The following is a 26192-nucleotide window of genomic DNA, read 5'->3' as shown; positions in this document are numbered from 1 at the left end:
GGCGCGCATGGCCACTGCCGCACCCGCACCAGCCCCGTCGCAGCGCAAGCTGTCCAACCTCATCGTCGTGTGGCGCTTTACCCGCGCCTATCCGATCCAGCTTTTCTGCGCGGTACTGGCGCTGATCGCCGCGGCGACGGCGACGCTGTACATTCCGCGCACCTTCCAGCTGGTGGTCGACAACGGCTTTGCCGGCGGCACCGACCCGGCGGCGATTGCGGGTTATTTCCACCGGCTGTTGATCGTCGTCGTCGTGCTGGCGGTGGCGACGGCGGCGCGCTTCTGGTTTGTCTCGTGGCTGGCCGAACGCACCGTCGCCGACATGCGCGTCGCGGTGCAGCGCAACCTGCTGCGCTTGGCACCGCGCTGGTTCGAGGAGAACCGCCCTTCCGAAATCGCCAGCCGCCTGACCGCCGACACCGCCGTAGTCGAACAGATTGTCGGATCGACCGTTTCGATCGCGCTTCGCAACCTGTTGGTCGGGATTGGGGGGACGCTGTACCTGTTCGCGCTCAGCCCCAAGATCGCGGGCTATCTGGTCATCGGCCTGCCGGTGATCATCGCGCCGGTCATGGCGCTGGGCAGCCGGGTACGACGCCTGTCGCGCTCCAGCCAGGACCGGGTGGCCGATATCGGCGCCGTCGCCAATGAAACGCTGGGCGCGATGAAGATCGTGCAGGCTTTCGGGCAGGAGGGGCGCGAGGCGGATCGGTTCGGCGCCGCCGTCGACCGCGGCTTTGCAACCGCAAAGGCGCGATTCGGCACGCGTGCGGCGATGACCGCGCTGGTCATCCTGCTGCTGTTCGGCGCGGTCACGCTGATCATCTGGGAAGCGGTCAGCGACGTGGCGTCGGGTCGCACCACCGGCGGTTCGATCACCGCCTTCGTGTTGACCGCCGGGCTGGTCACGGGCGCGTTCGGCGCGTTGATCGAAGTATATGGCGACCTGTTGCGCGCATCGGGCGCCGCCGCGCGGCTGGCCGAATTGCTGACGCAGACGCCCGATATCGCCCCGCCCGTCGACCCGATGCCGCTGCCGGTGCCGCCACAGGGTCGCGTCACCTTCGACCGGGTCGAGTTTCGCTATCCGACACGCCCCGATCAGGCAGCGCTGCATGATTTCAGCCTGGATGTGGCCCCCGGCGAAACGGTCGCCATCGTCGGCCCGTCGGGGGCAGGCAAATCCACGCTGTTCCAGCTGGTCGAGCGATTCTACGATCCGCAGTCGGGTGAAGTGCGGATCGACGGCGTGCCGGTCAACCGCACCCACCCGGCCGCCGTCCGCTCCCGCATCGCCATGGCGCCGCAGGAAACGGTGATCTTCGCCGCATCGGCCCGCGACAATCTGCGCTATGGCCGCTGGGACGCGAGCGAGGGCGAGATCTGGGCCGCCGCAGAGGCTGCCAATGCCGCGCAATTCCTGCGCGACCTGCCCGAAGGACTCGACACCTATCTGGGTGAGGGCGGCGCGCGACTGTCGGGCGGACAGCGCCAGCGCGTCGCGATTGCCCGTGCGCTGCTACGCGATTCGCCGATCCTGCTGCTGGACGAAGCGACATCGGCCCTCGACGCCGAAAGCGAACGGCTGGTGCAGGACGCACTGGAACGGCTGATGGCCAGCCGCACGACGATGGTGATCGCCCATCGCCTGGCGACGGTGCGAAAGGCCGACCGGATCGTCGTGATGGACGGCGGGCGGATCGTCGAAACCGGCACCCATGCCGACCTGATCGCGCGCAGCGGTCTTTACGCGCGGCTTGCCGCGCTGCAATTCAATGTGGTTGCATAACGAAACCGATTGGAGAGCGAGCATGGAACGCGAGTTCGACGTCATCGTCTATGGCGCCACCGGCTATACCGGCAAACTGGTCGCCGAATATCTGGCCCGCACCTATCCCGACCTGCACTGGGCGATGGCGGGTCGCTCGTTGACCAAGCTGGAGGCAGCGCGCAGCGAAACCGGCGCCCCCGCCGACCTGTCGTTGATCGCCGCCAATGCCGACGATCCCGCCGCGCTAAATGCGATGTGCCAGCGCGCCAAAGTCGTGCTGAGCACCGTCGGCCCCTATCAACTGCACGGCGAACCACTGGTCGCGGCGTGCGCGCATAGCAGCACATCCTATGTCGACCTGTGCGGCGAACCGGCTTGGATGCGCGCGATGATCGACAAATACGACGCCGTGGCAAAGGCGTCGGGCGCGCGCATCGTGTTTTCGTGCGGCTTCGATTCGATCCCCTTCGATCTTGGCGTCTGGGAGGTTCAGCAATGCGCCAAGGCGAAGTTCGGCCGCCCCGCGCCCCGCGTAAAGGGGCGCATCCGCAAGATGCAGGGCACCTTTTCCGGCGGCACCTTTGCCAGCGCGCGCGCCACCATGGCGGCGGCGGCACGCGATCCGCATATCCTGAAGCTGATGGTCGATCCCTTTGCGCTGGCACCCGGATTCGACGGCCCGCCACAGCCAAAGGGGCTGTTGCCCGAATATGATCCCGCCGTGGGTTCATGGGTCGCCCCGTTCGTCATGGCGACGATCAACACCAAGAACGTACATCGCACCAACGCGCTGCTGGGCCACCAATATGGCGCCGATTTCGTCTATGACGAGATGATGATCGCCCCCGGCCTCGGCGAAATGGGCAAGGCCGCGGCGGAGGCAATCGCCAAGATCAATCCGATGAGCGGCGACAAGGGCCCCGCCCCCGGCGAAGGGCCGAGCCGTGAGGAGCGGCAGGCGGGCTTTTACGATCTGCTCTTCATCGGTGAGATGCCCGATGGCGACCGGGTCGAGGCGGTCGTGACCGGCGACATGGACCCCGGCTATGGTTCTACCAGCAAGATGATCGCTGAAACCGCGCTGCTGCTGGGCGAAACGCAAAGCGACGGTGGCGTATGGACGCCGACGGCGCTGATGGGCGCAAGCCTGCGCGACCGGCTGGCGGCAAGGGCGGGCCTGACCTTCCGGGCGGGATGATGCGGCGGCCGGGGCGTCAGCCCCGGCAATCCTCAGCCACGCGCAGGATTTCGGGCCAGGCCGGGATGACCAGCGGGCTTGCGCTCACCCCCTCCACCACGAAGCGCCCCCGGCTGAAGCCCATGGCGTCGAACACATTGTCGCGCGCGGGCAGGCGTGCGGCCACGGTGCTGCCGCCGGCCGGCGTCATCGGCAATGTGCGCGACGCGCTGCTGGTCCGGACGATGGCACGCGCGCCCGAACCCTGCACTGCAAAGCTGATGGTGCGGCTTGCCCGGTCGCACGTCAGGCTGGCCACGCCCGCGCCGAACCGCGCGACCGAGCCGCCCGCCACAGCCTGATAACGCCAGTCCCCGGGCGTCAGCGGCCAGTCGCGCCAGTCGCTGGACGCGGGCGGCGCCGGTGGCGGCGGCAGCGTGGCGACGGGCGGCGGCGCTGGACTGGGTGTTGGCGCGGGGGCCGGCGGCGGATTGGACGGCGCGACGCACCCGGCGACGAACAGGAGCGACAGGGCGGGCAAAAGCGAACGCGACATGCCCCACCTTATGCGGGCGTCAGCCGGCAGGTTCAACCGCCGATGGTCCGCGCATCCGCCTTGCCGATGCGCCCCTGCGCCGGGCCGACGGGCACGATCCCGCTGGGATTGATGTCGGGGTGGCTGCGATAATAATGCGTCTTGATCTGATCCAGGTCGATCGTCGCCGCCACGCCCGGCAATTCCGCGATTCGTCGCGCGAAATCGGACAGGTGCGGATAGTCGATCAGCCGCCGCCAGTTGCACTTGAAATGGCCGTGATAGACCGGATCGAAGCGCACCAATGTGGTGAAGGCGCGAATATCCGCTTCTGTCAGCTGCTCGCCCACCAGCCACTCGCGACCCGACAGCCGTTCTTCCAGCCAGTCCAGCGTTTCGAACACCTGCCGCACCGCCTTGTCATAGGCGGCCTGCTTGACGGCAAAGCCGGCGCGATAGACGCCGTTGTTCAGACCTGGATAGACCCGGTCGTTCACCGCTTCGATCTCGGTCCGCAGTTCGGCTGGATAGAAGTCACCTGGCGCCGCGCCGCAATCGTCGAACGCATTCGACAGCATTCGCAGGATGTCCGCCGATTCGTTGCTGACGATCGTCTGTTCGACCGTATCCCAAAGCACCGGGACCGTGACCTTGCCGCTGACGCCCGCCCGCGCGCGGGTATAGAGCTGATGCAGATGGTTCAGGCCGTATAGTGGCTCACCCGTGCCGCCAAATGCCTCGGTAAAGCTCCAGCCATGCTCACCCATCACCGGCCCGACCACGATGACCGGCAGCATATCGTCCAACCCCTTCAGCGCGCGCGCCACCAATGTCCGGTGCGCCCAGGGACAGGCCAGGCTGACATACAGGCGATAGCGGCCCGGCTCTGCCTTGAAACCACGCTGCCCGTCCGGGCCGGGGCCACCATCGGCGGTCAGCCAGTCGCGAAAGCCGCTGTCGGCACGTTCGAACTCGCCCTTGTCGTTGGTCGGCGCGACTGCCCCGTCGCCATGCCATTCGCCGTCGATCAATTTGCCCATGTCGCCTCCCGATGTTTCGGGGGCAACGCCCCGACCCTCATTTCGGGTCCGGCAGCGCGATTTCGAACAGGCTGGGCCAGTTTTTGCCGGTAATGAACAACCGCTTCTTGGCCGGGTCCCACGCAATGCCGTTCAGCACCGCTTCGGAATTGGGCCGCGGCACCCGCGCTACCAGCGGCGACAGGTCGAAGCGGCGCGTGATGCACCCCGTCTGCGGATCAATCGCGACGATGACATTGGCGTGCCAGACATTGGCCAGCACCTGTCCGTCGATCCATTCCAGCTCGTTCAGCTGCGGCACCGGCGTGCCCGCAAGCGTCACGCGCACCCGACCCGTTTCGGCGAAGCTGACCGGATCGTGAAAAATCAGCGCGTCGCTGCCGTCGGAGCGGATGTAGCGGTGGCCATCGCTGGTCAGGCCCCAGCCCTCGCCCGAATAGCGGAAACTGCCGACCGGCTTCAGCGTGTCGGCGGTGAAGCGATGCGCGATGCCGCTGGTCCAGGTCAGTGCGACAAGTTCGTTGCCGATGCGCGCCAGCCCCTCTCCGAACTGATCGGGGGGTAGCGCGCGGTGGATCAGAACGCGGCCTGTCGCGGCATCGACGCGGCGGACGCTGGAGCGCCCCTCCTGCCCCGTGCTTTCGAACAGCGCGTCGCGGTGCCACAGCAACCCTTGGGTAAAGGCGCCCGCATCGTGCGGCATCTGCGCCAGCACCCGCACCCCTTCCAGCGCAGGCGCCGGGCAAGTGATGGCGGGGGTCGATTCCTGAACCCCGGTCGCCTGTGTGGAGACCGGAACAAACGAAAACGCCGCGCCGGCAAAAACCGGCGCGGCGATTCGCAGGATCGCTCTGGCGCGCATCATGCGTGCCTGACCGACCGTTTCGTTACTGAACGGGCTGAAGGTTCACGGCCGCGTACTTGCCGCGACGATCGACCTCCAGTTCGAACTCCAGCCGGTCGCCTTCGTTCAGGGTCGGCATGCCCGCCCGCTCAACGGCCGAGATGTGCACGAACGCATCCGGCTGACCATCGTCGCGCTGAATGAAGCCAAAGCCCTTCATCGCGTTGAAGAACTTGACCGTACCCGATGCACGCTCACCGGTCAGCTGGCGCTGCGGGCCACCGCGCGCGCCACCGGCGTCACGATCGGCACGGGGCGCAGCCGCGCCACCACCCGTCACGGGCAGCGGCTCGCCTTCGATCTTCAGCTCGGTGGCCGAGATGCGGCCACCGCGGTCGACCAGCGTGAAGCCCAGCGGCTGGCCTTCGGCCAGACCGACGAGACCGGCCTGCTCGACAGCCGAAATGTGAACGAAAACGTCCTCGCCCCCATCGTCACGGACGATGAAGCCAAAGCCCTTCTGACCATTGAAGAACTTGACGACGCCCTTGCCCTCGCCAACGACCTGGGGGGGCATGCCGCGACCGCCGCCGAAGCCGCCGCCACCACCAGCGCCGCCGCCGAAGCCGCCACCACCGCCGCCGCGATAGCCACCGCCACCGCCGCCGCCAAAGCCGCCGCCACCGCCGAAACGATCACCGCCGCCAAAGCCGCCGCCGCCGCCGAAACGATCACCGCCGCCAAAGCCGCGATCGCCGAAGCCGCCACCGCCGCCGCCGCCGAACTCATCGCCGCCGAAGAATTCGCGCTTGTCCTTGCCGCGTCCACCGCGCCCGTCGCGGCGCCCTCGATCGAAACTCATGCCCTGTTCGTCTTCCCGCTTCGCCCGTCTGAAATCCATGTAACCCAAGCGCCGGACGAAGAACGCAGGTGTCCGGGCGCACAGAATCCGCGCGCCTCACGGCTTCGCATAGCCCAAATTTTCGGTGACCGCGAACGAAATCGTCGTAAAGCCGCCAATTCGTGGAACATTGCGTGCCAATGGGGTTTCGTCGCGGCAACTGCACGGATCATGGAGTTTATGGACAATATCGCCACCCTCATCGCCGATCCGGCCGCCTGGGCCGCGCTCGTCACGCTGGTCGTGATGGAAGTCGTTCTCGGCATCGACAACCTGATCTTCATATCGATCCTGTCGAACAAGCTGCCAGAGGCGCAGCGGCAAAAGGCGCGCCGGGTCGGCATCGGGCTGGCGCTGGTCATGCGCCTGTTGCTGCTGACCGCGATTGCGTGGATCGTCGCGCTGACCCAGCCAGTCTTTGACCTGGGGCTGACCGGACCGGTCGGCGCGCACGGCGAACCCAGCTTCGAGACGCAATTTTCGTGGCGCGACCTGATCCTGATCGCTGGCGGCCTGTTCCTGATGTGGAAGGCGACCAAGGAAATCCACCATTCGATCGATTCGGAGGAAAGCCCCGAACTGCTCGACAAGACGCGCAGCGCCGTCGAGATCGGGTTCACCGCCGCGATCGTGCAGATCATCCTGCTCGACATCGTGTTTTCGATCGACTCGATCCTGACCGCCGTGGGCATGACCGAGCATGTCGAGATCATGTATGTCGCCGTCATCGCGGCGGTCACCGTGATGCTGGTCGCCGCCGATCCGCTGGCCAATTTCATCAACCGCAACCCGACGGTCGTCATGCTGGCGCTGGGTTTCCTGCTGATGATCGGCATGGTGCTGATCGCCGAAGGATTCGGTGCGCATATTCCCAAGGGCTATATCTATACCGCCATGGCCTTTTCGGCTGGGGTGGAGATGCTCAACATCTTCGCCCGGCGGCGGCGGGAACGCGCCAAGTCGGGCGCGGGCCATTGAGCCTGCGCCCCGCACCGCCTATGGCGCGACGATGACCGTTTATTTCCATGAGGAAGACCTGCCCGCCGATGTGTTCGCGCCGGGTGCGTCGATTGCCGTCGATACCGAAACCATGGGCCTGATCACCCCGCGCGACCGGCTGTGCGTGGTGCAGCTGTCTGACGGTTCGGGCGATGAGCATCTGGTGCGTTTCGGCCCGGACAGCGATTATGCCGCGCCCAATCTGCGTGCGGTGCTGGCCGACCCCGACCGGCTGAAGCTGTATCACTTCGCCCGTTTCGACTTGGCGGCGATCCGCCATTATCTGAACGTCGTGGCCGCGCCGGTTTACTGCACCAAGATCGCGTCGCGGCTGGTACGAACCTACACCGACCGTCATGGACTGAAGGAACTGGTGCGCGAACTGCTGGGGCAGGACATTTCCAAGCAGCAGCAATCGTCCGACTGGGGCGCGCCCGAACTGTCCGACGCGCAAAAGGATTATGCCGCGTCGGACGTGCGTTTCCTGCACGCGCTGAAGGCCGAGTTCGACAAGCGGCTGGCGCGTGAGGGGCGCACCGCGCTGGCGCAGGCGTGTTTCGACTTTTTGCCGCACCGAGCCGAGCTGGATCTGGCCGGCTGGCCGGAAACCGACATCTTCGCCCACGCCTGACCGACCGGAGAGCCGATGTCCGAAACCGCCGTCCGCATCCGCACCGCGCGCCAGCGCTGGGCCGCCCCCGGCAGCCGGCACGATGCGCTGGTGCGGGTGTTGCAGGTGGTATTGCCCATGGGCATCGGCATTCTGGCGGCGTTTCTGGTCATGGCGCCACTGTTCATGGGCGGCGACGTGTCGTTCGTGCTCGACAAGAACAAGGTCGATGTCGCCGCCGAACGCATGCGGATTCAGTCCGCGCGCTATCGCGGCGCCGACGACAAAGGCCGCGCGTTCGAGATCGACGCCGGTTCGGCGGTCCAGAAAAGCTCGGCCGAGCGAGTCGTCCGGCTTCAGGACCTTGCCGCCGGCATCGAACTGTCCGACGGCCCGGCAACGATCCGCGCACCGCAGGGACGCTATGACATGGAAACCGATCGCGTCGCGGTCGACGGACCGATCGCAGTACGCGCGGCCAACGGATACAAGCTGGACACGCGCGATGCGACGCTCGACCTGCGCGCCCGCCGCCTGCGTTCGGGCGGTTCGGTGACCGGTTCCACACCGCAGGGCAATTTCAGCGGCGACCGTCTGGAAGCCGATCTGGAGGCACGAACCGTGCGGATCGTCGGCAATGCCCGCTTGCAGATCGTCCCGAATGGCGCAAATAGCCGGTAATGACACGCGCGCTCGCCCCCCTCGCCCTTGTGCTGGTCGCCGGTGCCCTCACGCCCGGCGCGGCGGTCGCGCAACGCCATAATTCGGACGCGCCGATCGATTTTGCCGCGAACGCCATCGAGTTGCAGGATCGCGCCAACCGCGCCGTGCTGTCGGGGGGCGTGAACATCCGCCAGTCGAACCTGACGCTGACGGCGGACCGGGTGACCGTTGCCTATACCGGACAGGTCGTGGGCGGCAGCCCGCAGGTGTCGCGACTCGATGCTTCGGGCGGGGTTACGGTGGTTCGCCCTGATCAGCGGGCGCGCGCGCAATATGGCGTTTATGACCTCAATCGCCGCGTCATCACCATGCTGGGCGGCGTGTCGCTGACGCAAGGGACCAATACCGTCACCGGCGGGCGGCTGTCGATCAACCTGGACACGGGCCGCGCGGTGATCGACGGCTCCTCCGTCGGCAGCGGCGGCGGCGCGACGGGCGAAAATGGGGTTGTCCGGCAAAGCGGGCGCGTCACCGGTCGCTTCACGGTGCCCGAACGCCGCTGAGCCGCGGCGTCATGCACACAGCGTGACGCTACTGGAACAAGTTCGCGTTCGAACCTATTGTAGCCTCATGGCGAGCCATGTTTCAGCGTTGCAAATGACCGATCCTGCGGTCGAGGCGATGATCGCCGGCAGCCCGATTGCGTCGGTGATTTCCAATCCTCGGCTGCCCGACAATCCGATCGTTGCCTGTAATGAGGCATTTTGCGCGCTGACCGGCTATTCGCGCGACGAAATCGTGGGCCGCAACTGCCGCTTTCTGGCAGGCAACGGGACCGAGCCGTGGCTGACCGAGGAAATTCGCAGCGGCGTACGCGAGCAGCGGCCCGTGCTGGTCGAAATCCTGAACTACAAGCGTGACGGCACGCCCTTTCGCAACGCCGTGGTGGTCGCGCCGATGTTCGACGATGCAGGCGACCTCGCTTGGTTCGTCGGCTCGCAGGTCGAGTTGCCCGAAGGAACGCCGGGCCCCTCCACCAGCCGCCGGATCAAGGCGGCGGAGAGCATCAAGGCACTGTCCGAACGTCAGCGCCAAGTGCTGATGCTGGTCGCCAAGGGCCTGTTGAACAAGCAGATCGCGGGCGTGCTGGGCCTGTCGGAAAAAACGGTGAAGATGCACCGGGCCATTGTCATGGAACGGCTGGGTATCAGCCGGTCGGCGGAAATGGTCCGGCTCGCGGTCGAAGCTGGGCTGTAAGCCGCTTCAACTGATCATCCGGCGCAGCGTGTCGATCCGGTCGGCCTCGTGCGCGGGCTTGTCACGGCGAATGCGCGCGATCCGGGGAAAGCGCATCGCCAACCCCGATTTATGCCGCTTCGAATCGTGAATAGAATCGAACGCCACTTCCAGCACCAGCGACTTCTCGACTTCCCGTACCGGGCCGAAGCGGTTGACCGTGTTGTTGCGCACAAATCGGTCCAGCCACTTCAGCTCCTCATCGGTGAACCCGGAATAGGCCTTGCCGACGGGCAGCAACTCCCCCGTCTCGGTCCAGCAGCCGAACGTATAGTCGCTGTAAAAGCTGGACCGCTTGCCGCTGCCGCGCTGGGCGTACATCATCACGCAATCGGCGGTCAGCGGATCGCGTTTCCATTTGTACCACAGGCCAACGCGTCGCCCGCCGACATAGGGGCTGTCGCGCCGCTTGAGCATCACACCCTCGATCGCCGAGTCGCGTGCGCCGCTGCGGATTTCGGTCAGCGCGTCGAAGTCGGCCGCGTCGATCACACGGCTCAGGTCGAAGCGATCGTTATCAAGGCGCGGCACGAACGCCTCCAGCCGCGCGCGTCGCTTCCGCCATGGCAGGGCACGCAGGTCTTCGGCGCCGTCGAACAGAATGTCGTACAGCCGGACAAAGGCGGGGTAATCGGCCAGCATCCGCGCCGACACCACCTTGCGCCCCAGCCGCTGTTGCAGCGCGTTGAAACTTGCCGCCTCCCCGCCCTGTACCTCGCCCTTTACCAGCAATTCGCCGTCCAGCACGCCGGGCGTCTCGAACGCGGCGGCGACTTCCGGGAAGCTGCCGGTGATGTCGTCACCCGCCCGGCTGTAGAGCCGAGTCTGACCCGCGACATGGACGATCTGAACGCGGATCCCGTCCCATTTCCATTCGGCGGCGTAATCGGCCAAGTCGACCGTGGCGTCCTCCAGCGGATGCGCCAGCATGAAGGGGCGAAAGACGGGCACATCGGCGGCGGCCGGCTGTGCGCCGCGCCCCTCCGCCCAGTCGAACAGCGGGGCATAGGGGGCGGACAGGCCGTGCCACACCTCCTCCACAGCATCGACATCCAAGCCGAACGCCTGCGCCAGCGCCGTCTTGGCCAGCCGCGCCGACACACCGACACGCAGGCCGCCGGTCGCCAGTTTCAGCAGGGCATAGCGTTCATCGGATTCCAGCCGGTCGAGCATATCGGCCAGCACGGCGGGTGCGTCGCTGCGGCTCAGCGTCGTCAGCCGGTCGATCACCTGCGCGACCGTCAGCGCTTCGGCGTTGGCCACCCGCTTCTCCGCCGGCTCGGGCCATAGCAGCGCCACGGTTTCCGCCGTATCGCCGACAAAGTCGCGGCTGAGCGCAAACAGCACGGGGTCCACCCGCTCTGCAATCAAAGCGCGGATCATTGCGGGCTTTACCGCCGCTAGGTCGATCTCGCCCGTCAGCGCCGCCAGCGCCCAACCCCGGTCGGGATCGGGCGTGGCGCGCAGATAATCGGCGATCAGGTTGAGCTTGGCATTGCGCGACCGGGTGTAAATCAGCCGGTCGAGCAGGTCGGCAAATGCCCTCATCGCCGCTCAGGTCGGCCTTGCATCATCCGCCCGAGATCTTCTTGCCCGCGATCACACCCAGGATCAGCAGCACGACGAAGATCGCGACGGCGATGAAGAACAGAATTTTGGCAATGTCGATGAACGCGCCACCGATGCCGCCAAAGCCAAGTACCGCCATCACCAGTCCGATGACGAGAAAAATCACGGCCCACCGAATCATTGCTTTTCTCCCACTGTTGAAGGGCAAGCGCGTCAAGGCCGTGATGGTTCCGGCGGTGGCCGCCCCTGCATGTGCATGCCGGGCGACACGTGGCGGCTGGATCAACCCTTGCGGCTGGTTTCGAACAGGAACCAGGCGCGCTCCTCGGCCTCGTCGGTCCAGTCGTCCAGAATGCCGCTGGTGGCATTGTCCTTTGCCTCGTCGACAATGTCCTTGGCCTCGCGCAGCAGTTCGACCAGCTTCAGATTGTCTTCGCGCAACTCGGTCAGCATGTCGGCGGCCGACACGAAATCGGCGTCATTGTCCCTGATCGACTGGCGACGCGCAATGTCACCGATCGAGCGCAGCGTGGTGTTGCCGGTCTTGCGAACCCGCTCGGCAATCGCATCGGTGGTGGCAAGAATCTGTGCCGCCTGCTCGTCGAGCATCAGGTGATAGTCGCGGAAATGCGGGCCAGAGACGTGCCAGTGAAAATTCTTGGTCTTGATATACAGCGCATAGCTGTCCGCCAGAATGCCGTTCAGCGCGTCGGCCACGGTCTTGGCATCGTTGGGCTTGAGATCGGTGGGGGTCTTCAGTTCGGGCGCGGTCTTGTCGGCCATGTCGGCTGCTCCATTGGCTTGATTTTCGATTCGTTTGCATAACGAATTCGCGGGCGATTTGCTCCCAATCGGTGGCTCAAATCCCCGATCGGGCTGATCGCTCCATCAGATCAATCGAAGCGCATCATGGCCGATTCCGGTTCCCCAGCGACCCGAATCGACATCAGCGACCGACCCCCGATGCCCTGCCCGCCAAGAGTTCGTCGAGTGCACGCACCGTACAGATCGCAAAGCCTCGGCGCGCAGCCCACCGCGGTGGACGCGGCAAAACCCACGCAAAACAGCTACAAAGGCTGCGTTCGAAGCGTCGATTTGCACTGGTCCGACCGCCGGGCTAGAACCCGGCTACGGCAGCGGTCCGCCCCGTTTCGCTTGACAAAGCGATGACGATCACGCATGCGCCCGCGTCTGACAGCGGCGCGGTCGCGCGCCGCTTTTCGCATTTTTGATCGTATTCGAAGGATTGGGCCATGGCCAAGCCGACCACTGTAAAGATCCGGCTGGTGAGCACCGCCGACACGGGTTTCTTCTATGTCACCAAGAAGAACCCCCGCAACCAGACCGAGAAGATGAGCTTCCGCAAGTACGATCCCGTCGTGCGCAAGCATGTCGAGTTTAAGGAAGCGAAGATCAAGTAAGCTGTCGTCCGGCATCCGCCGGACACGCTGAACGGCCGCAACGGCGGGCCACCCGATGGGTGCGCCCGCCGTCGGCGTTTGTGCCCGCTACTCAGCGCTCGATCGGTTTGTCCTCGCTACCGCGCGGGGTAGCGGTAAATGTGCGGGCCAGCTCCAGATACAGCTTTTCGCGGCACACCCACTGGCTGGCGGCATCCGCAACAAAGGCGGTGGCGAACATCGGCAGCATCAGGCCCCGGCTGGCGGTCGTCTCCGACAGGATGATCACTGCGGTCAGCGGTGCGCGTACCACGCCCGCGAAATAGCCGACCATGCCCAGGATCACGATGGCCGAGGCGGACTGGCCGGGGAAAATCTCGCGCAGCAGATTGCCCACGCCCGCCCCTACCGCCAGCGACGGCGCAAAAATGCCGCCCGGAATGCCCGCCACCGCCGTCGCCAGTGTCGCGACGAACTTGGCCGGGCCGAACCATGCAGGCGCATCGACACCGACGATCATCGCCCGCGCCGCCGAATATCCAGTGCCCCAGGTCAGCCCTGTGACCACGCCCAGCGCGGCGACCACCGCTCCGCAAATCCCGGCAAAAACCACCGGCCGCCTGCGACTCCACGCCGCGACGCGATTGGTGCCCGTGGCGATCGCCAGCACCAGTCGCGCGAACCCGCCGCCTGCCATCCCACCCGCAACGCCCGCGATCGGCGCGATCACCAGCGCCGCGCCAATTGACATATGCGCGCCGATCACGCCGAAATAGACATAATCCCCCATCACCGACTGGGCGACCATGCCCGCAATGACGATGGCCGACAGCACCAGCAGCGTGACACGCTGTTCATAGGCGGACGCCAGTTCCTCAATGGCGAACAGCAACCCGGCCAGCGGCGTGTTGAACGCCGCTGCCACGCCCGCTGCGCCGCCCGCGATGACGACCGGCGCGCGCAGGGGCACGCGCATGATGCGGTGGCTGACGCCCATCACGGCGGCGGCAAGTTGCACCGTCGGCCCTTCGCGTCCGACCGACGCGCCGGTCAGCACTGCGCCGATGGTCAGCGCCGCCTTTGCGACAACGGTTCGGACGGAAATCAGCGTGCGCGTCGCCGCATCGGGATCGTCGCGCGCGGCAATCACCTATGGGATGCCCGAACCGCGCGCAAATGGGACGAACCGGCGCGTGAACCAGGCCAGCGCCATGAAGGCGGGCGGAGTGAGGACGAGCGGCATCCACCACCACTGGCTCACCATATGCTCGAACATCTCGCCCGCGGCATCGGCCAGTTGCGCAAACAGGATGGCGACGATCCCGACCGCAATCGCCCCCGTCAGCACCGCGACGCGCGTGCGGAACTGGACCGACCCCGGTCCTTGCGTACGAAGGAGTGCGCGATAGCGCGCGGGCGTCCACCGCCGAAAGGGCGGGGTCGTGCGGTCTGGTTCGGGCATGGGCAGGTCTATACCGCGCGTTCCCCGAACTGCACGCCCGGAAAACGCCCGCCGCTCAGGATGCGCCCGCCAGCGCCTTTTGCCGGCGGCGCTGGACCGAGCTGCCGATCCCCATCGATTCGCGATATTTGGCGACGGTGCGCCGCGCGATATCGAACCCCTTGGCGTTCAACAGGTCGACCAGCGTATCGTCGGACAGGATCTTCTTCGGATCTTCGGCCTGAATCAGCGCTCGGATCGCGCTCTTCACTGCTTCCGCCGAAACCGCGTCACCGCCATCGGCCGACTGGATGGCGGAGGTGAAGAAGTATTTCAGCTCGAACACGCCGCGTGCGCAGCTGAGATATTTGTTACTGGTTACGCGGCTGACGGTCGATTCGTGCATCTCGATCGCTTCGGCCACGCGCGCCAACGTCAGCGGGCGCAGATGCGCGACGCCGTGGAGGAAGAACGCCTCCTGCTGCTTCACGATCTCGGTCGCGACCTTGATGATCGTGCGTTGCCGCTGGTCCAGCGCCTTCACCAGCCAGTTGGCGCTGGCAAGGCAATCGGACAGCCAGCTTTTCGACGCCTTGTCCTGCTTGGCCGCCGACAATTCGACATAATAGGCGCGGTTCAGCAGCACGCGGGGCAGCGTCGCGGCGTTGATCTCCACCGCCCATCCCGCCCCCCGGCGCGCGACGAAAATGTCGGGCACCACCGTCTGCACCGATTCGCCGCCATATCGGCAGCCGGGCTTCGGATCATAATCGCGCAATTCGCGGATCATGTCCGCCATATCGTCCTCATCGACCCCGCAGATGCGGCGCAACTGCGCGATCTGGCCGCGTGCCAGTAGGTCGAGATTGTCGATCAGCCGTGCCATGGCCGGATCGTACCGGTCCGCGTCCTTGGCCTGCAGCGCCAGACATTCGGCCAGGCTGCGCGCGCCGACGCCGGTCGGGTCAAAGGTCTGGATCAGCGCCAGCACCCCCTCCACCCGCACCAGCGGCACGCCCAGCCGGTCGGCCACATCCAGCAGGCTGACGCCCAGATATCCGCATTCGTCGATCTGGTCGATCAGATGCGCGGCGATGAACATGTCCGGCCCGGCGATGATTGCGCCGGCCTGTGCCGTCAGATGGTCCTGAAGGCTGATGTCGGCGGCGGCGAAGCTATCGAAATCGACCCCCTCCCCGTCAACGCCGCCCGCGCCGGTACCCGACAGACCAAGCGACCCGTCCAGGCCGCCGATCGAGTCGCTGGGCGAATCGTGGTGAAAGGCTTCGCTGGCCAGATCGACGTCGAGGCTGGCCTCCCCCGCCCCCTCGCCAAAGCTGAGCAGTTCGTCGGCGGACGCCGGTTCGTCGCGCACGGGCGCAGGCGCGTCCCCCGCATCGCCGTCCGGCCCGCCGCCGCCGTCATCGTCGCGAGCGGCCTCCAGCAGCGGGTTTTTCTCGATCTCTTCGGCGATGAAGCCTTCGACCTCAAGGTTCGACAGCGCCAGCAGCTTGATCGCCTGCTGCAACTGCGGGGTCATCACCAGCGATTGCGTCTGGCGAAGATCGAGGCGTGGCGCGAGGCTCATGGGCGGCCTGTCACGGGCATGACGCTAGAGCGAGAAACCCTCGCCCAGATACAGGCGCCGCACATTGGCGTCCGCGACCAGTTCGGCCGGGCTGCCGGTGAACAGCACGCGCCCGTCATAGATGATGTATGCGCGGTCGACGATGTCCAGCGTCTCGCGGACATTATGGTCGGTAATCAGCACGCCGATCGACCGCTGTTTCAGGTCCTTCACCAGATCGCGAATGTCCGCGATCGAAATCGGGTCGATGCCGGCAAAGGGTTCGTCGAGCAGCATGATCGACGGGTCGGCCGCCAGCGCGCGGGCGATTTCAGCGCGGCGGCGCTCACCGCCCGACAGCGCCATGGCGGGCGCGTCGCGCAGCCGCGTCAGGCCGAATTCGTCCAGCAACCTGTCCAGCTTGGCGCCGCGCGCCGCCTTGTCCGGTTCGGCCAGTTCGAGAACGGCGAGGATATTCTTCTCGACCGTCAGCCCGCGAAAGATCGACGTTTCCTGCGGCAGATAGCCAAGGCCCAAAATCGCCCGGCGATACATGGGCAGCGCGGTGATATCCTCACCATCCAGCATGATCCGGCCCGAATCGGGCTTCACCAGTCCCATTACCGAGTAAAAGCTGGTCGTCTTGCCCGCGCCATTGGGGCCGAGCAGGCCGACGACTTCGCCACGCGCGACGTTCAGCGACACGTCGGTCAGCACGACGCGCTTGTCATACGCCTTGGCGATCGAGACGACGGCCAGGCCGGTGTCGCTCGGCGCCTCGGCGATCGGCGGGGCGGCTTCGATCGTGCTGAGGTCGTCCATCGGTTCACTTCATCCCGGTTACCGGCGCCTTTTCGTCCCTTTACCATCGATTGGCAAGGTTCGTGCATAGCTTTGCGAGCGCGCGTGCGTTTGGCGGGACCGTGTGCGCACGAAAAAGGGGCCGGTCGCCCGGCCCCTTTCCATGTCATTCAATTGATGCCGGGATCAGCCCAGTTCGGCCTTCAGCGCGTCGACCAGGTCGGTGCGTTCCCAGGTGAACAGGTCGCCTTCCGCCTTGCGACCGAAATGGCCGTAAGCGGCGGTCGGCTGATAGATCGCCTTGTTCATGCCCAGATGCATGCGGATGCCCTTGGGCGTCAGGCGCACCAGCTTGGGCAGAACCGCTTCGATCTTGGCCTCGTCCACCGTGCCAGTGCCGTGCGTGTCGACATACAGCGACAGCGGCTCGGCAATGCCGATGGCATAGGAAAGCTGGATGGTGCAGCGCTTGGCCAGTCCCGCCGCGACGACGTTCTTCGCCAGATAGCGGCTGATATAGGCAGCCGAACGATCGACCTTGGTCGGGTCCTTGCCGCTGAACGCGCCGCCGCCATGGGGCGCCGCGCCGCCATAGGTGTCGACGATGATCTTGCGGCCGGTCAGCCCCGCGTCGCCGTCCGGGCCGCCGATTTCGAACAGGCCAGTCGGGTTGACATAAATCTGCGACTGGTCGGCGGGCAGCCAGCCATTGGGCAGCACGTCTTCAAACACCGTCATCACATAATCACGCAGGCGCTTCTGGCCCGCGTCGCTCGACAGCGCCTTGGTATGCTGAGTCGACACGACCAGCGCGGTCGCGCCGGTGGGGATGCCGTTTTCGTACTTTAGCGTCACCTGGCTCTTGGCGTCGGGTTCGAGGAAGTCGACGACGCGCGCATGACGGTCGGCCGCCATCTTTTCGAGGATGCGGTGCGAATAATACAGCGTCGCGGGCATCAGCTCCGGCGTCTCGTCGCAGGCAAAGCCGAACATGATGCCCTGATCGCCGGCGCCTTCGTCCTTGTTGCCGCTTTCATCGACACCCTGCGCGATGTGCGCGGACTGGCCGTGCAGGTGGCAGGCGAACTCGGCCGTCTGCCAGTGAAAGCCGTGCTGTTCGTAACCGATGCGGCGGACGGTATCGCGCGCGGCCTGCTCGATTTCGGCCAGGCTGGGGAACACGTCCTCGTTCGCGCGGACTTCGCCGGCCAGAACGATGCGCTGGGTCGTCACCATCGTTTCACACGCAACGCGGGCAACCGGGTCGCGCGACAGGAACAGGTCGACGACCGCGTCCGAAATCTGGTCCGCGACCTTGTCGGGATGGCCTTCAGACACCGATTCAGAGGTGAAGAGATAATTGTCGCGCATGGGTTCCCCGTCACTTCGCCCCGGCCACGGGCCGGACTTCAAGATATAAAGCTATGGTTATATTTGGCACTAACGCGGACGGCGGCGAATGGCAATCGCCAGCCCCAGCAACACCAGCGCGACGATCGCCGCCATCCAGTTGCCCATCCGGGCGAACACGGTCGCGGGCAGCGGCGCGGGGATCGGCACTTCGACCGCGCCGGCCCGGTCCATTCCGATCGACGCGACCAGCTTGCCGCGCGCGTCGATCACCGCCGAAATACCGGTGGGGGTGGATCGGATAACGGGCAGCCCCTCCTCAATCGCGCGCAATCGCGCCTGCGCCAGATGTTCGGGCGGCCCCCACGCGCCGAACCAGCCGTCGTTCGATGGGTTGAAGATCATGTCGGGGCGATGCGCGCGGTCGACGACTTCGCCTGAAAAGATGATCTCGTAACAGATCTGCATCCCGATCTCACCGAAACCGGGCACTTCCAGCGTCTGCGGCCCCGGTCCGGGCAGATAGTCGATCTCTCCCGCAACCAGTCGCGACAGGCCGATCTTGGACAGAATGGGGCGCATCGGCAGATATTCGCCGTAAGGGACCAGATGCGCCTTGTCGTAACGCTGCGGCCCCAGCCGCCCGGCGGGGTCGATGGCGAAGATGCTGTTGCCCGCACCCGCCAGCTCGCCCTTGCCGTCAAACTCGATCGCGGTCGCGCCGACCAGCGCCATATCGCGCGGGCCGAGCAGCGCGGCGATACGCCCGCGGGTGACGGGGGCCGTGCCCTTCCAGTACCAGTCCTGCGGATACCCATCCTCAAGATAATAGTTCACCGCGCCTTCGGGCCACACGATCAGGCGCGGGTGACGCTGCGGCGTGCCCGAATGGTCGATCATCGCCTGAAGGATGCGGGGGTCGTAATCGCCGTCCTGCATCGCGCCCTGCCCGACATTAGGCTGGACGACGCGAACATGCGGCGTATCGGGACCGACCCGCCCCGGCACCGGCTGGGCCGAGGCGAAGACCCCGGCCAGCAGCAGCCCCGCCGCCGTGACCACCGGCATCCGCCAGCGCCGCCACCCGATCAGCAGCATCAGCGCGCCCGCGACTGCAACGGTGATACCCGACAGCGCATAGGTGCCGACAAATGCCGCGATCCGCGCCACGCTGAGCAGCGGCAGCCAGATTACGGCAACCGGGTTCCAGGCATAGCCCGTGAACATCGTCGCGCGCAGCCATTCGGTCGCGATCCAGGCGGCGGCAAAGACCAGCACATAGCTGCCCCCCGGCGCGGTTCGCGCGTCGCCAACCGCACGCGGCGATGCCAGCCGCCACGCCAGCCCCGCCGCCATCGCCGGATAGATGGCAAGGTAAAGTGCTAGCAGCACCACCGCCAGATAACCCAGCGCCGGCGGCATCTTGTCCTGATAATCGAAGGCGTGCTGAATCCAGTTGTTGCCGACCGTAAAATGGGCAACCCCGAAAACCCAGCCACGAAGCAACGCCGCCTTCAGCCCCGGCGCCTCATGCACCAGCCACAAAAGCAGCGCGAGCGCGGCGAGCGTGACCGGAAACAGCTGAAGCGGCGCGAAGCCGGTGGCCGACAGCGCACCCGCGATCAGCAGCACCGCATAGGGTCGCCGGGCAAGCATCGCGATCATTCGGGTTGCTCGACCCCCAATTGCCACAGGACAAAGGCGTTTTCTTCCGCCGCTTCCTTCAGGCTTTCCCACCGGCCCGACTTGCCGCCATGGCCCGCACCCATCTGCGTCTTGAGCACCAGGACATTGTCATCGGTCTTCATCGCGCGCAGCTTTGCGGCGAACTTGGCCGGCTCCCAATAGGTGACGCGCGGGTCGTTCAGCCCGCCGCCGATCCACATGGCGGGATAATCCTGCGCCTTCACATTGTCATAGGGGGAATAGGACCGGATCAGCTCGAACGCCGCCTTGTCCTCGATCGGGTTGCCCCATTCGGGCCATTCGCCCGGCGTCAGCGGCAGGGTGGCGTCCATCATCGTGTTCAGCACGTCGACGAACGGCACATCGACAACCGCGACGCGCCACAATTCGGGGTCCGAATTGACCACCGCGCCCATCAGTTCGCCGCCAGCCGACCGCCCGGCGATGGCGATATTGCCCGTGCTGGTGAAGCCGCGCTCGATCAGCCCCTTCGCCACATCGACGAAATCGGTGAAGCTGTTGGTGCGCTTGGTCAGCTTGCCGTCCAGATACCATTGCTGGCCCAGATCGTCGCCGCCCCGGATATGTGCGATGGCAAAGGCGACCCCCCGGTCGAGGAAGCTCATCCGGCTGGTCGAAAACCCCGGCGGCACGGCATAGCCATAGGCGCCGTAAGCATAGAGATAGAGCTTGCCCGACCCGTCGCGCGGAAACCCGGCAGGATAGACGATCGAACAGGGCACTTCCGTCCCGTCGCGCGCGGTGATCTTGACCCGTTCGGTGGCATATTTCGCCGGGTCATAGCCCGACGGGATTTCCTGAACCTTTAGCACCTCGAGCGTGCCGGTGCCGACATGATAGTCATAGACCGTGCCCGGCGTGACCATCGATTCGTAACCGAGGCGCAGCGTCTGCACCGCATATTCGGGATTGTCGCCCAGACCCGCGACATAGCTGGCCTCAGGGAAAGGAATCCGCGTCGGCGCGCCGCCATCGTAACGGTGCAGCTCGATCTGATCGAGGCCGTCCTCACGCCCCTCCACCACGAAGAAGTCGCGGAAACAGTCGACACTGGTCATGTAGAATTGGCGGCTGGGCGCGATCCGCTCCACCCATTCGCCCGGATTGTCGAGCGTGGCGGTGACGAGCCGGAAATTGGGGTCGATGTCGTTGGTGTGGATGAACAGCGTGCCGTCATGCTCGTCCACATCATATTCGCGACCCACCTGTCGTGGGGATACGCACAGCAGCGGCGCGGTCACGTTATCCGCAGGCAGCAGATAGACTTCGCTGGTCACATGGTCGCCCGATGCGATGACGATGAACCGCTGCGACTGGGTTTCGCTGACGCCGACGCGGAACCCCTCATCGGCTTCGCGGAACAGTTCGACATCTTCGCTGGCGCCCAGCCGGTGCAGCATCACGCGGTCGGTGCGCCAATGTTCGTTGGCGGGGGTATAGAGGAACGCGCCGCCGTCGGCGGTCCATACCAGCGCGCCCAGCGTGCCGGGGATCACGTCAGGCAGATGCTCGCCCGTGGACAGGTCCTTGACCCGCGCCTCGAACCGTTCGGAACCGTCGACATCAATGGCATAGGCCATCAGCCGCCCGTCGCGGCTGATCGACAGCGCGCCAAGACGGAAATACTCGTTCCCTTCGGCGAGCGCCGGTTCGTCAAGAATCAGTTCGTCCGCCCCGCCGCCCACGGACTTGCGCCACCAGCGGCGATATTCGCCGCCTTCCTCGAAATCGGACCAGTAGAGCCAGTCGCCATCCTTTTGCGGGACGGTGGCCTCATCCTCCTTGATGCGGCCACGCATTTCCTTGAACAAACGGTCGGACAGCGGCTTCAGCGGCGCCATCACCGCGTCATGATAGCTGTTCTCGGCCTCAAGATAGGCGAGCACGTCCTTGTCGGTGACACTCGGATACCCTGCGTCGCGCAGCCACGCATAAGGGTCCTCGATCGTATAGCCATGAGCAGTGAAGCTGTGCGGACGCTGTGCCGCGACGGGCGGCTGGGGAAGATCGTTCATGCCCGCCACATAGCGGCGCCGGGGCCGGTCGGTAAGACCCGCCGCCTCGACTTGGGCGGTGCGCATCGCGATATAGGCGAAAAAGGAGGTTTCCCCCATGTCCATCCACGCCGACCGGCTCACCGCCCTTCGCGAACAGCTCAAGCGCCAGTCGCTCGACGGCTATGTCGTGCCGCTGACCGACGAGCATATGTCCGAATATGTCGGCGCCTATGCCCAGCGCCTGGCATGGCTGACCGGGTTTGAAGGGTCTGCGGGCAGCGCCGTCGTGCTGGCGGACAAGGCCGCGATCTTCACCGACGGCCGCTATACGATCCAAGTTCGTGAACAGGTATCGGGCGACCATTGGGAATATGTCGCCGTGCCCGCGACCAGCGTATCGGCATGGCTGGCCGAACAGGTGCAGAACGGCGCGCGCATCGGATACGACCCGTGGCTGCACACGCGCGGCTGGGTTGAGGAAGCACGCGCAGCACTGGCGGCGCAGGGGGCGGAACTGGTGCCCGAACCGTCCAACCCGATCGACGCGATCTGGACCGACCGCCCCGCCCCCTCATCCGCGCCGCTCAGCGCCTATCCCGACGATCTCGCCGGGCGCAACGCCGCCGACAAGCGTACCGAGATCGCCCAGTGGCTGGAGAGCAAGCGCGCCGATGCGGTGGTGCTGTCGGCGCTCGATTCGATCGCGTGGGCGTTCAACATTCGCGGCACCGATGTCGAAAGCACGCCGGTCGCGCTGGCATTCGCTATCGTCCACGCCGATGCGACCGCCGACCTTTTCGTCGCGCCCGAAAAGCTGACCGACGATGTGCGTCGCCATCTGGGCAACGCCGTCCGCCTGCACCCGCGCCTCGCCTTTGCCGACGCTCTGGGCGGCTATTCAGGCAAGCGGGTGGTCGCCGATCCGGCGGGTTCGGTCGCGGCGATCTTCGACGCGCTGGACGCGGGCGGGGCCAAGGTGGTGGCGGTGCGCGATCCTGTCGTGCTGGCCAAGGCGATCAAGAACCCTGCCGAGGTCGCGGGCCATGAAGCCGCCCAGTTGCGTGACGCTGGCGCGCTGATCCGCTTCCTGAAGTGGATCGAACAGGCGGCCCCCGCGGGCGGCCAGACCGAATTGTCGGCGGCGGCGAAACTGCGCGAGTGCCGGGAGGCCACCGGGCAACTCCTCGACCAGTCCTTCTCCACCATTTCCGCGACCGGCCCGCACGGCGCAATCCCGCATTACCGCGTGACCGACGAATCGAACCTGCCGATTGAGCGCGGCCAGTTGTTCCTGATCGATTCGGGCGGCCAGTATCTGGATGGCACCACCGACATCACCCGCGTGGTGCCTGTGGGCGAACCGACCGCCGAAATGCGCGACCGCTTCACCCGCGTGCTGAAGGGCCATATCGCCGTCGCCACCGCCCTGTTTCCCGATGGCACGGTCGGCGCGCATCTGGACAGCTTTGCGCGTCGCCCGCTTTGGGAAGCGGGTCTCGATTACGCCCATGGTACGGGCCACGGCGTCGGCGCCTATTTGTCAGTGCATGAGGGGCCACAGCGTATCGCCGCGCCCAATTATCCCGGCGGCGGCCCGACCGAACCGCTGCGTGCGGGCATGATCCTGTCGAACGAGCCCGGCTATTACAAGGCGGGCGGCTACGGCATCCGTATCGAAAACCTGATCCTGATCGAACCGCGCGACATTGCGGGCGCCGACCGGCCCATGCTGGGCTTCCGCACGCTGACCTTCGTGCCGATCGAGCGCGATCTGATCAACCCGACGCTGCTGACCCCGGCTGAGCTTGAATGGCTGAACGCCTATCACGCCGAAGTGCTGGCAAAGGTCGGCCCGACGCTGGACGACGAGCACCGCACCTGGCTGTCGGCCAAGTGCGCGCCGATCAGCTGACGGTTCAGTCCGTCGATTCGGGCGGTGTGGCGGGCGGCACGGTGCCGTCCGCCTGTTCGCGCGCCTGCGCCTTGCGGCGGCGCAGGTTGACGCGCAGCGCCTGAGCCAGCCGTGCCTTGCGTTCTTCGGGCGTTTCCATGACGATCCCGATAGATCGCACTTGGGCGGGTTGACAATCGCCCGTGCGCCGATCATAGGCGCCCCCCTGTCCGCTAAGGCGGGCTCGGTGCTGCCGTAGCTCAGTGGTAGAGCGCATCCTTGGTAAGGCTGAGGTCGTGAGTTCAATCCTCACCGGCAGCACCACACAGTCCACCGTGACTGGTCCTCAGAGACAAAGGCGCGCGTTGAGCGCAAGAACGGCGCAGTTCTGCGCCTTTCCACGGGCTGCGTTTCGCTGATCGAGGACAGAGACGCGGCGGAAGGGCGACCGTTGTCGGCGCAAATGCCTCGTCGTCTCTAATTGCCGTTGGCCTGTCCTAAGATTCGATTTCGCCGCGATCCGCCGCGATGGGGTCAGTTGCGGTGCGCTGATGCGAATCCGAGCACCTTGCGCTGGTCGACCCAAGCGAGCGGCAGCTCGGCGGCGCGCAGCAGCGCACGGCTGGTGAGGTCGACCGGCTGCCGGCCATGCACGATGGCCGTGACGATATCAGGCGCCAGGAAGCGGAGTCTTGCAAGCCGGACAAGGTGGCTGCGCTTTGCCGTACCCGGTTTTCCTTCGCCAGCGAGTAGTTGCTCATAAGCAGCATGTCCGCTCGCGATCAGCTGGATGAGCCGGTCGTCGCGGGCGGGCGGGTTTGCATCGGGCGCGGCATAGACCAGCCGCAACTCATGCCCGCGCCGCTTCAAGCTGGTCTCCTCGCCGCACTCAATTCGCTGGTCGCGTGAAGTGCTCAGACCATCAACATGGAGGAGGGTGGCCAGCTCACGTGCGCTGAGCCCGACGTCGATGCGATTGGCGCCGACAATGACTTGGGCGTCGAGCTGCTGAAGCGCCGCTCGCATGGCAGCAGGCTGCTGCAGTCGATCGACCCAGCCGGCGCACGCTGGTGCTAGCCGCGCGTGCGCCGACACGTCGCCGTACTCTCCTGCAAGACGAAGGGGATCCCGCAACAGACCGAGCACGGCGTTGCGGACCAGCGTGTCTACATCGCCCGCCGGCAGGCGCCACTCCCGTTCTGCTCGGTCAGTGTCAGGCACAGACACGTAATAAAGGTAGCGCCGCCTTCCCTTTTTGGCGTGCGCGGATGTCATGCGGCGCCCATGACCATCCTCAATCATGCCTCCGAGCATAGCGATGTGCCCGGTGCGTGGCCGCGGCTCGCTGCGGTCGAGGAGTGCCTGAGAGGCCTCCCAGGTCTCGCGATCGACGATGGCGTCGTGCTCGCCAGCGTAGATGGTGCCGTGGTGACTGACCTGGCCGGTATAGAGCACGTTGCGCAGCAAGTGGGTCAGGGCACCTGCGCGGTATGGCTCGCCTCCGGTCTCTCGGCCGTCCCGGAGGGTGCGACGCTTTGAGATTATCCGGCGGACGGTTAGATCGGCGACCAGCGCCTGGATGGTGCCTACCGCCTGATGGCGTTTGAAGATCAGGCGCACCGTCTCAGCCTCTGCTTCGTTTACAACAAGCTTACGGTCGCGAACGTCATAGCCGAGCGGCACTGGACCGCCCATCCACATGCCCTTCTTTTTGGAGGCAGCGATCTTGTCGCGGATGCGCTCGCCGGTGACTTCGCGTTCGAACTGCGCAAAGGAGAGCAGGACATTGAGCGTCAGCCGCCCCATACTAGTCGTGGTATTAAACGCCTGCGTGACGCTAACGAACGAGGCACCGTACGCATCAAGCACCTCGACGATCTTGGCAAAGTCAGCGAGGCTGCGGGTCAGCCGGTCGACCTTGTAGACGACAATAACATCGACCCGCCCCGCTTCTACATCCGCGAGTAGGCGCTTGAGGCCCGGTCGCTCCATGCTGCCGCCCGAGAAACCGCCATCGTCGTAGACGCCGGGGACAAGCGTCCAACCCTCATGCTTCTGGCTGGCGATATAGGCGGCACAAGCGTCGCGCTGGGCGTCCAGGCTGTTGAACGCCTGATCCAGCCCTTCCTCAGTCGACTTGCGCGTGTAAACCGCGCAGCGCGCCTCGCGACTTCCCACGGCCGCAACAGGCCGAATCGGACGCCTAGCCACGCGTTGCGGTCCGGCGTGGCGGGTGGACCGGCCTTCTGAGCCCGAAGAACCGTGGTCCAGACCATTGCGCCCCGGTGATCTGGCGGGCGACTTGCGAAAGCGACCGGTAGCGGCGGTTCTCGAAGATCAGCCCATCTTCGACGACTTGGATAGTGTGCAGCCTGCCATTCCACTCACGTAGCAGGCGTGTGCCCGGCTTTAGCTTGACCTCGGGCTCGACGGGCTGAGCCGCAGGGTCGCGGCTAAGCAGGTCGAGCATCCGCTGCACGGGCGCAGGGACGCCGCCATGCACTTCCTCCTGCACCCGGTAAGCAAGCGCGCGTCGCAGCAGCGACGGCGGCAGGTCGGGCGGTGCCTCTCCCATCATCGCCTGCCACTCGGATCGAAGTTCGGCCGGCGACAACACGGCCAACCGACTAAGG

24 protein-coding genes, 1 tRNA gene and 1 pseudogene are annotated in these 26192 nt (G+C 65.8%); 10 read left to right on the top strand and 16 right to left on the bottom strand.

Going from position 1 to position 26192, the window contains the following annotated elements; genetic code table 11:
* Positions 1–7 precede the first annotated feature (7 nt).
* Both ACAX61_RS14380 and ACAX61_RS14375 read left to right on the top strand, forming a co-directional pair.
* Entirely contained in the window at positions 8–1789 is a 1782-nt protein-coding gene (locus ACAX61_RS14380; protein ID WP_370715530.1) for an ABC transporter transmembrane domain-containing protein, read from the top strand.
* Positions 1790–1811: 22 nt separating this feature from the next.
* Positions 1812–2969 carry a saccharopine dehydrogenase family protein gene (locus ACAX61_RS14375; RefSeq protein WP_370715529.1) on the top strand — a complete coding sequence of 386 codons (1158 nt, stop codon included), beginning with the start codon at positions 1812–1814 and terminating at the stop codon, positions 2967–2969.
* A gap of 16 nt (positions 2970–2985) precedes the next feature.
* Here the strand turns inward: ACAX61_RS14375 and ACAX61_RS14370 are convergent, their stop codons facing one another.
* Genes ACAX61_RS14370 through ACAX61_RS14355 form a run of 4 tightly spaced genes read right to left on the bottom strand, consistent with a single transcriptional unit; the run spans position 2986 to position 6229 of the window.
* Positions 2986–3504, bottom strand: coding sequence for a hypothetical protein (locus tag ACAX61_RS14370; protein ID WP_370715528.1), 519 nt, complete (start codon positions 3502–3504; stop codon positions 2986–2988).
* Positions 3505–3536: 32 nt separating this feature from the next.
* A complete protein-coding gene (locus ACAX61_RS14365) occupies positions 3537–4523 on the bottom strand; it encodes a glutathione S-transferase family protein (RefSeq protein ID WP_370715527.1) in 987 nt (328 codons plus the stop codon).
* Positions 4524–4560: 37 nt separating this feature from the next.
* Positions 4561–5388: a glutaminyl-peptide cyclotransferase gene (locus tag ACAX61_RS14360; RefSeq protein WP_370715526.1), complete on the bottom strand. Its 828-nt coding sequence runs from the start codon at positions 5386–5388 to the stop codon at positions 4561–4563.
* Positions 5389–5410: 22 nt separating this feature from the next.
* The gene (locus ACAX61_RS14355; RefSeq protein ID WP_370715525.1) at positions 5411–6229 is read right to left on the bottom strand and encodes a cold-shock protein; all 819 of its coding nucleotides are present in this window, start codon (positions 6227–6229) and stop codon (positions 5411–5413) included.
* 219 nt (positions 6230–6448) lie between these two features.
* On the opposite strand from ACAX61_RS14355, the gene ACAX61_RS14350 reads away from it, so the two are divergent.
* The 5 genes from ACAX61_RS14350 to ACAX61_RS14330 all read left to right on the top strand — a co-directional run bounded on the left by ACAX61_RS14350 (position 6449) and on the right by ACAX61_RS14330 (position 9797).
* On the top strand, positions 6449–7246 hold the full coding sequence (locus tag ACAX61_RS14350) for a TerC family protein (protein WP_370715524.1): 798 nt from the start codon (positions 6449–6451) through the stop codon (positions 7244–7246).
* Between the two features lie 31 nt (positions 7247–7277).
* Positions 7278–7898 (top strand): ribonuclease D, encoded by a 621-nt coding sequence (locus ACAX61_RS14345; RefSeq protein ID WP_370715523.1) that lies wholly within the window; start codon positions 7278–7280, stop codon positions 7896–7898.
* A 15-nt stretch (positions 7899–7913) separates the two neighbouring features.
* On the top strand, positions 7914–8558 hold the full coding sequence (gene lptC, locus ACAX61_RS14340; RefSeq protein ID WP_370715522.1) for an LPS export ABC transporter periplasmic protein LptC: 645 nt from the start codon (positions 7914–7916) through the stop codon (positions 8556–8558).
* On the top strand, positions 8558–9103 hold the full coding sequence (locus tag ACAX61_RS14335; RefSeq protein WP_370715521.1) for an LptA/OstA family protein: 546 nt from the start codon (positions 8558–8560) through the stop codon (positions 9101–9103). Before lptC ends, ACAX61_RS14335 begins: the two co-directional genes overlap by 1 nt.
* A gap of 94 nt (positions 9104–9197) precedes the next feature.
* Positions 9198–9797, top strand: coding sequence for a LuxR C-terminal-related transcriptional regulator (locus ACAX61_RS14330; protein ID WP_370715520.1), 600 nt, complete (start codon positions 9198–9200; stop codon positions 9795–9797).
* Between the two features lie 6 nt (positions 9798–9803).
* Here ACAX61_RS14330 and ACAX61_RS14325 read toward each other — a convergent pair whose 3' ends face one another.
* The 3 genes from ACAX61_RS14325 to ACAX61_RS14315 form a co-directional block, all read right to left on the bottom strand.
* A complete protein-coding gene (locus ACAX61_RS14325; protein ID WP_370715519.1) occupies positions 9804–11384 on the bottom strand; it encodes a cisplatin damage response ATP-dependent DNA ligase in 1581 nt (526 codons plus the stop codon).
* Positions 11385–11406: 22 nt separating this feature from the next.
* A complete protein-coding gene (locus ACAX61_RS14320) occupies positions 11407–11586 on the bottom strand; it encodes a DUF1328 domain-containing protein (protein ID WP_370715518.1) in 180 nt (59 codons plus the stop codon).
* 101 nt (positions 11587–11687) lie between these two features.
* A complete protein-coding gene (locus ACAX61_RS14315) occupies positions 11688–12188 on the bottom strand; it encodes a Dps family protein (RefSeq protein ID WP_370715517.1) in 501 nt (166 codons plus the stop codon).
* A gap of 470 nt (positions 12189–12658) precedes the next feature.
* On the opposite strand from ACAX61_RS14315, the gene rpmG reads away from it, so the two are divergent.
* Positions 12659–12826 carry a 50S ribosomal protein L33 gene (gene rpmG / locus ACAX61_RS14310; protein WP_033922433.1) on the top strand — a complete coding sequence of 56 codons (168 nt, stop codon included), beginning with the start codon at positions 12659–12661 and terminating at the stop codon, positions 12824–12826.
* 91 nt (positions 12827–12917) lie between these two features.
* On the opposite strand, the pseudogene ACAX61_RS14305 reads toward rpmG, so the two are convergent.
* From ACAX61_RS14305 to ACAX61_RS14280, 6 genes and pseudogenes are all read right to left on the bottom strand, one after another.
* A pseudogene (locus ACAX61_RS14305) lies at positions 12918–14267 on the bottom strand (chloride channel protein).
* A gap of 55 nt (positions 14268–14322) precedes the next feature.
* The gene (rpoN, locus tag ACAX61_RS14300; RefSeq protein WP_370715516.1) at positions 14323–15834 is read right to left on the bottom strand and encodes an RNA polymerase factor sigma-54; all 1512 of its coding nucleotides are present in this window, start codon (positions 15832–15834) and stop codon (positions 14323–14325) included.
* A gap of 24 nt (positions 15835–15858) precedes the next feature.
* Positions 15859–16635, bottom strand: a complete 777-nt coding sequence (gene lptB / locus ACAX61_RS14295; RefSeq protein ID WP_370715515.1) for an LPS export ABC transporter ATP-binding protein — start codon at positions 16633–16635, stop codon at positions 15859–15861.
* A 165-nt stretch (positions 16636–16800) separates the two neighbouring features.
* Entirely contained in the window at positions 16801–17985 is a 1185-nt protein-coding gene (metK, locus tag ACAX61_RS14290) for a methionine adenosyltransferase (RefSeq protein ID WP_370715514.1), read from the bottom strand.
* Positions 17986–18054: 69 nt separating this feature from the next.
* Positions 18055–19629, bottom strand: a complete 1575-nt coding sequence (gene lnt / locus ACAX61_RS14285; RefSeq protein WP_370715513.1) for an apolipoprotein N-acyltransferase — start codon at positions 19627–19629, stop codon at positions 18055–18057.
* A complete protein-coding gene (locus ACAX61_RS14280) occupies positions 19626–21686 on the bottom strand; it encodes a S9 family peptidase (RefSeq protein ID WP_370715599.1) in 2061 nt (686 codons plus the stop codon). Before ACAX61_RS14280 ends, lnt begins: the two co-directional genes overlap by 4 nt.
* 97 nt (positions 21687–21783) lie before the next feature.
* On the opposite strand from ACAX61_RS14280, the gene ACAX61_RS14275 reads away from it, so the two are divergent.
* A complete protein-coding gene (locus ACAX61_RS14275) occupies positions 21784–23580 on the top strand; it encodes an aminopeptidase P family protein (RefSeq protein ID WP_370715512.1) in 1797 nt (598 codons plus the stop codon).
* A gap of 4 nt (positions 23581–23584) precedes the next feature.
* Here the strand turns inward: ACAX61_RS14275 and ACAX61_RS14270 are convergent, their stop codons facing one another.
* Complete coding sequence (locus ACAX61_RS14270; protein ID WP_370715603.1) at positions 23585–23740, bottom strand: hypothetical protein; 156 nt, start codon at positions 23738–23740, stop codon at positions 23585–23587.
* 68 nt (positions 23741–23808) lie between these two features.
* Between ACAX61_RS14270 and ACAX61_RS14265 the strand changes: the two genes are divergently transcribed.
* Positions 23809–23883, top strand: a tRNA-Thr gene (locus ACAX61_RS14265).
* 210 nt (positions 23884–24093) lie between these two features.
* Here ACAX61_RS14265 and ACAX61_RS14260 read toward each other — a convergent pair.
* Together ACAX61_RS14260 and ACAX61_RS14255 are read right to left on the bottom strand one after the other, a co-directional pair.
* Positions 24094–25737, bottom strand: a complete 1644-nt coding sequence (locus ACAX61_RS14260; RefSeq protein WP_370715511.1) for a recombinase family protein — start codon at positions 25735–25737, stop codon at positions 24094–24096.
* Between the two features lie 25 nt (positions 25738–25762).
* On the bottom strand, positions 25763–26182 hold the full coding sequence (locus tag ACAX61_RS14255; protein WP_370715510.1) for a DUF2924 domain-containing protein: 420 nt from the start codon (positions 26180–26182) through the stop codon (positions 25763–25765).
* Positions 26183–26192: the final 10 nt, after the last annotated feature.

The organism is Sphingomonas sp. IW22 (assembly GCF_041321155.1).
Classification (GTDB): Bacteria; Pseudomonadota; Alphaproteobacteria; order Sphingomonadales; family Sphingomonadaceae; genus Sphingomonas.
This window is presented reverse-complemented; position numbering and strand designations above follow the sequence as displayed.